The organism is Erythrobacter colymbi (assembly GCF_002155685.1).
Classification (GTDB): domain Bacteria; phylum Pseudomonadota; class Alphaproteobacteria; order Sphingomonadales; family Sphingomonadaceae; genus Erythrobacter; species Erythrobacter colymbi.
Genome location: NZ_MUYK01000048.1, coordinates 1 through 5,708 on the forward strand (window position 1 = coordinate 1; position 5,708 = coordinate 5,708).

Below are 5,708 nucleotides of genomic sequence, written 5' to 3' on the forward strand. Positions count from 1 at the left end.
CATGTTATGGGATGGACGCCTCCCGTCTTCCGGGCACCATAGGTGTCCAACCAAAAGGAGGAAGGCGATGACGATGGAAATGTTAGCGATCGACTTGGCGAAGCAGTCGTTCCATCTACACGGGATAGATGCTGACGGGGTGGTGGTCTCACGCAAGGTGAGTCGTGCCAAGCTCGAGGATGCAGTGGCTGAACTTGGTCCTGCAGTCGTCGCCATGGAGGCTTGTGCGAGCGCCCACCATTGGGGGCGACAGCTCGCAGCGGCCGGTCGTCAAGTGCGTCTGGTAAACCCCAGATTCGTCAAGGCGTTCGTCCGCGGCTCCAAGAACGATGCTATCGATGCGGAGGCGATCTACGATGCAGCTTCGAGGCCTACTATGCGCTTCGTGCCAGTGAAGACGACCGAGCAGCAGGATCTTCAATGCCTACATCGCGTGCGTGAGCGGTTGGTCGTCCAACGCACCTCGCTCATAAACCACGCGCGAGGGCTTCTCGCCGAGTATGGCGTCGTGCTGCCCAAAGGTCCGTGGCGCTTCCGTCAACAGGCTCCTGCTGCGGTAGCTGAGGCTGATTTGTCCGAACTTGCCCGCGAGCTGTTTACGGAGTTGATCGATCAGCTCACCGACGTAGAAGCCCGCCTCGCGAAGCTCGATGCCAAGCTCGTTAGCATCTGCCGCGAACATGCCGCATGCCGTCGGCTTGCTGCGTTGCCGGGCGTCGGGCCGGTGATCGCGACCGCGCTCGTCGCAGCGGTGGATGACGGTCGACATTTCCGCTCAGGCCGCGAGCTCGCCGCCTGGATCGGATTGGTCCCAAGACAGTATACGACCGGAGGCAAACCCAAGCTCGGCGGCATTGGCCGACGCGCCAACCACTACCTGCGCAGACAACTCATTCATGGCGCGAGGGCAGTGATCAGCCGACTGGCTGCGAAAGACGATCAACGATCAGTTTGGTTGAAGGGAATTGTCGCTCGGGCGGGCTTCAACAAGGCGCTCGTGGCGCTCGCTAACAAGACGGCCCGCATTGCTTGGGTTCTGTTGGCGCGGAAGGAAGAATATCTGCCGGCGTAACGGCGCCATGCAAACGAGGTCTGTCCTACAGCGATTGCGAGGTGGATACTGATGGTGCAACGGCATGGGCCGCCGCTTCGAAGCCTGATTTTCGACAAGGCCATCAAGGCCGATCATGTTATTAGGCAAGAAGTAGCGGACTCCCATCAAGGCCAGAAGCCTAACCGCTTCAACCAAAGGCCGGATAGATTCATGCAACCCGAGCCAACTGTACCGATCAGAATCATCTTGCGGCGGGAGGCGTCCATAGATTGTCGAAGATCCCACGGTGCGGAACACCGCCCAGAACCCGGAACGCCTGCGTCAGCGCATCGAACAGCATCTCATGGGTCTGCAGCGGATAAGCCCTGACGATAAAGGCCTTGCTGTGCGTCAGCTTGGTATGGGCCGCCTGCAGCTTCACACGCTCGCCGCCGAGAACCGCCCAGTCCTCGCTCCAGTCAAACTGGAACGCCTCCCCCGGCGCAAACACCAGCGGCACGAAGGTCCCGCGTCCACTGGTCTGCTGTTCATATTGCCGCTGCGCCTTCCACGCCCGCGCAAAAGCGGCAACGCGCCCGTAAGAACCGTCAAATCCCAACACCACCAGATCGGCGTGCAACTGCTTCACCGTGCGTCGCTGTTTGCGCGACTTGGCAGCCTCGATCCGCAGCCAATGCGACAGCTTCTCAGCAAACGGGTCCAGCTTGCTGCAACGCTCGGGAACCCGAAACCGCGGCTCTACCGCGCCGCTGCGCAGATACTTGCGGATCGTGTTCCGCGACAAGCCAGTGCGCCGCGCGATCTCCCGGATCGGCATCCGGTCTCGCAGATGCCAGCGACGGATAACACTCAGTAACGCCATGTCGATCACTCCTGTCTCCCTCGCTGCTCACAGCAAGGAACGGGTCAAAACATGGGTCAAATCTCAACGAAAACTCACCACCCTCCCGGGTCAAATCTCAACGGAAATCTACAGCCACTGCACTCGCTCGTCGTCCGAGACCCGCTCGAACAGGCAGGCAGCTCCGGGCAAGGCTGCCACCAGCTGCGCGAAACAGTCATCCTCGACGTTATTCTTGTTAGTCATTGCAACTCACGAAATCACCTGCTCCGGAGGTATCTTACGGGCCCCGGAAACGCTACCCTCAGTTACGTTGACGCACTCTTGATGGCTTCGAATTGGACGGGCCGAGACAACGGATACCCTAAAGAACAGCACCTTGTGTCGTTGCCCCTTAATTCCCGGACAGTTCCTCACTGGTTGATTGGGTGATGTATTCGCGCGGGGCGAGGTAGCCAAGGGCGCGATGCGGGTGGACGGTGTTGTAGTGGTGGAACCAGCTGGGCAGCTGGTTGATCACGGCTCTGGCGTTGGGCTTTTCGGCGACGCGGACGTAGTCTCGCTTCATGGTGCGCACGAAGGCCTCGGCCATGCCGTTGGATTGTGGGCTTTCGATGGGGGTTGTGCGCGGCCTGAGGTTGATCTCGCGGGCGAAGCGGCGGGTCTGTCTGGCGGTGTAGCAGCTACCGTTATCCGTCAGCCACTCGATGGTAGAAGGCAGCCTGTTCACACGGCCGAAGCGGTGCTCGACGGTGGCGGTCATGAGGTCGCGCACATCCTCGGCAGATATGCCGGCAGTGGTGGCAACGAAGCCCATCGCCTGTCAGTGGGCGTGTAATTCTCCGCAAAAGTGGGCTTTGAAAATTCACTGATTGTTGGACGTGGTTCTCCGATGCGCCGGGGTTAACCCCGGCGCATCGGAGAACGCCAAAAATCGGCGAGATAAGGTCTCCGATGGGAGGCTGCGCCGATGATCCGACTTGGAGAAGCCATGATGATACTGGAGTTGCATCGGCAGGGTCTGTCGGTGACGGCGATCGCGCGCCGCACGGGGCGCGATCCCAAGACCGTCCGCAAATACATCGAGCGCGGCGTCGAGATGCCGGTTTATGGCCCGCGCAAGGTGGGCCGGCCGAGCAAGATCGCGCCCTATAAGGAGTTCCTGCGCGAGCGGGTGAGTGCGTTCCCCGATCTGACGGCCTTGCGGCTGACCCGCGAGATCAGGGAGCTGGGCTACACGGGGGCCTATACGGCGGTGAAGCGCTATCTGGCGGCGATCCGCCCGGAATATGATCCCAAGCCCTATGAGGTTCGCTTCGAGACCAGGGCCGGGGTGCAAGGGCCGGTCGACTTCGCCCGCTTCGTGGTCGCGTTTACCGATGAACCTGGCGCGGTGCGGATCGTCTGGCTGTTCAGCCTGGTGCTGGGCTACTCGCGCTTCGTCTTCGCCCGTTACGTGCTGCACCAGGATCTGCAGACCCTGCTGCGCTGTCACATGCAGGCCTTAGAGGCGCTGGGCGGTGTGCCGATCGAGATCCTCTATGACCGCATGAAGACGGCGGTGACCGGTGAGGACGACCAGGGCCACATCATCTACAACGCCTCTCTGCTGGCGCTGGCAAGGCACTACCGCTTCCAGCCCAGGGCGTGCAGGCCCTATCGTGCCAAGACGAAGGGCAAGGTCGAACGGCCGTTCCGCTATATCCGCGAGGACTTCTTCCTGGGCCGCAGCTTCCGCAACATGGAGGATCTGAACGCGCAGCTCATCGAGTGGCTCGACAATGTCGCCAATGCGCAGGTGCACGGCACGACCCAGCGCGTGGTGGCCGAGGCGTTCGCCGAGGAGCAGGTTGAGCTGCAGCGCCTGCCCGAGCACCGCTTCGCCGCGGTGCTGAAGCTCGACCGATGGGTCAGTCATGACGGGCTCGTGGCCGTCGGCGGTAATTATTACAGCGTTCCTGACCGGACGCGCCGGATCGTCGAGATCGAGTGTCAACGGCACTGAAAAAATCCCCGGAACTGGCAAAGTAAAATTCCCCACTTTGCGGTTCGGTTGATCAGGTGGTTTGTGTGGCGCCTCCATTTTTGGGTGGGCGTCCGCGGCGCCGGGGTTCGATCGGCGCAGGCGGTGTAATCAGGGCGTTGGACCTGATATGCTCGGGCAGCAGATCGGCATGCCGACGCAGGCGGTAGCTCGAGCCGTCGATCTGGATGACGATGGCATGATGCAGCAACCGGTCGAGCAGCGCGGTTGCGACCACGGGGCTGCCGAAGATGTCGCCCCACTCTGCAAAGCCGCGGTTCGAAGTGAGGATCATCGCCCCCTTTTCGTAACGCGCATTGACCAGCTGGAAGAACAGGTTGCCGCCTCCGGGTATGACCGGCAGGTAACCGATCTCATCGACGATCAGGAGCGATGGTCGGCAGTAGAACCGGAGCCGCTCGCGCAAGGCGCCTTCACGTTCTGACTTCGCCAGAGCGCCGATCAGATCGGCAAGGGTGATGAGCGACACGCTCTTGCCCGCCTTGACCGCCTCAAGCCCAAGCGCGCTGGCCAGATGGCTTTTGCCTGTCCCCGGCGGCCCCAGCAGGTGCACGACCTCGGCGCGCGCAACAAAGTTGAGCTCAGCCAGCGCCATGATCCTGGCCTTGTCGAGCGAAGGCTGGAACGAGAAGTCGTATCCAGCCAGCGTCTTCACCGTGTTGACCCGGCCCATCCGAAGGGCAGTGCGGATGCGGCGTTCCTCACGGAACGTCAGCTCCTCGAGCAACAGCTGTTCCACGGCCTCCAGAGCCGTAATCTCGCCCCGATCAAGGCGGGAGACGCAGTCATCGACGACCTCGATCGCACGCGGCATCTTGAGGCCGACCATGCTGGATTTGATCCGGTCAAGCAGCGATGCGCTGGGATCTGGAAGGAGCGAGTTCATGCGCCTGCTCCTGCCAGCTGCTGTCCGATGGCAGCATAGATATCGAGCGAGCGACGAGCGACCTGCTGGCCAGTAAACCCATGCGGCAAGGGCAGATCGTCGTTCCGGCGCCGATGACGCCGGTGACCGTCCAGAAGGGAGCGCTGCCGCCGTCCCTCAAGCAAAGGATGGCGGGCGATCAGACGATCATTTTCAAAGATGCGGATCTCGTCCGCAAGGCTGTGGACCTCCACGACACGCCGACGGGTCGCATCCGGAACCGAGTAGTAATTGCCGCCAACACTGACCATGCCCTCATGGCTGATCCGACGCTCAAGCTTGAGCACCGCACCGAAGGGAACCAGCGGCAAGGGCTGCAACGCGGGCATTTCCTCGGCGAAGGCCTCGTTCACGACCCGCCCCGTCGTAGCATGCAGGCGCGGATTGGCGACCGTGCTGAGCCAGCGATTGAACTGGACATTCAGATCATCCAGGTCGCGGAACACACCGCCAAGGAAGAAGTCCTCCCGGATATAGCGGAACGGACGCTCAACCTTGCCCTTGGTCTCCGGCCGATACGCACGGCAGGCCCTCGGCAGATAGCCGTAATGTTTCGCAAATTCCACAAGCGTCCGATTGTAGACGACGCGCCCGTCCTCATCCTCGCCGATCACTGCGGTTTTCATGCGGTCGTAAAGGATTTCGCGCGGCACGCCGCCGATCGCCTCGAACGCAGCCCGATGGCATGCCAGCACACTGGGCATCGTCTGGCGCAGCACGAACCGCCCCCAGATCAGGCGCGAGAAGCCCAGCACCATGGAGAACAGCCAGACCACCTGCACACGATCCGGCGCATCAGCAAAACGCACCCGGAACTGCGCAAAGTCGACCTGAGCCTGATGGC

General features: G+C 61.7%; 3 protein-coding genes and 3 pseudogenes. 2 read left to right on the plus strand and 4 right to left on the minus strand.

What is annotated here, in order from left to right:
- The first annotated feature begins 73 nt into the window (after nt 1-73).
- Entirely contained in the window at nt 74-1,072 is a 999-nt protein-coding gene (locus tag BZF57_RS20470; protein WP_082734746.1) for an IS110 family RNA-guided transposase, read from the plus strand.
- Nucleotides 1,073-1,313: 241 nt separating this feature from the next.
- Here BZF57_RS20470 and istA (BZF57_RS20475) read toward each other — a convergent pair.
- Both istA (BZF57_RS20475) and BZF57_RS20480 read right to left on the minus strand, forming a co-directional pair.
- Nucleotides 1,314-1,916, minus strand: a pseudogene (istA, locus tag BZF57_RS20475) (IS21 family transposase); the annotation flags it as partial.
- Between the two features lie 373 nt (nt 1,917-2,289).
- Nucleotides 2,290-2,718, minus strand: a pseudogene (locus tag BZF57_RS20480) (integrase core domain-containing protein); the annotation flags it as partial.
- Nucleotides 2,719-2,865: 147 nt separating this feature from the next.
- Here BZF57_RS20480 and istA (BZF57_RS20485) point away from each other — a divergent pair.
- Nucleotides 2,866-3,870 (plus strand): annotated as a pseudogene (gene istA / locus BZF57_RS20485) (IS21 family transposase); the annotation flags it as partial.
- A gap of 82 nt (nt 3,871-3,952) precedes the next feature.
- Here the strand turns inward: istA (BZF57_RS20485) and istB are convergent.
- Nucleotides 3,953-4,825, minus strand: a complete 873-nt coding sequence (istB, locus tag BZF57_RS20490; protein ID WP_086740089.1) for an IS21-like element helper ATPase IstB — start codon at nt 4,823-4,825, stop codon at nt 3,953-3,955.
- Nucleotides 4,822-5,708: IS21 family transposase (istA, locus tag BZF57_RS20495; RefSeq protein ID WP_086741211.1), on the minus strand; the 887-nt coding region annotated here is incomplete at its 5' end. The genes istA (BZF57_RS20495) and istB, both read right to left, overlap by 4 nt.

What these genes read in the sequence shown, in the direction of transcription:
- istB (WP_086740089.1), bottom strand. Translation starts at nt 4,825, where the DNA reads ATGAACTCGCTCCTTCCAGATCCCAGCGCATCGCTGCTTGACCGGATC.
- BZF57_RS20470 (WP_082734746.1), top strand. Translation starts at nt 74, where the DNA reads ATGGAAATGTTAGCGATCGACTTGGCGAAGCAGTCGTTCCATCTACAC.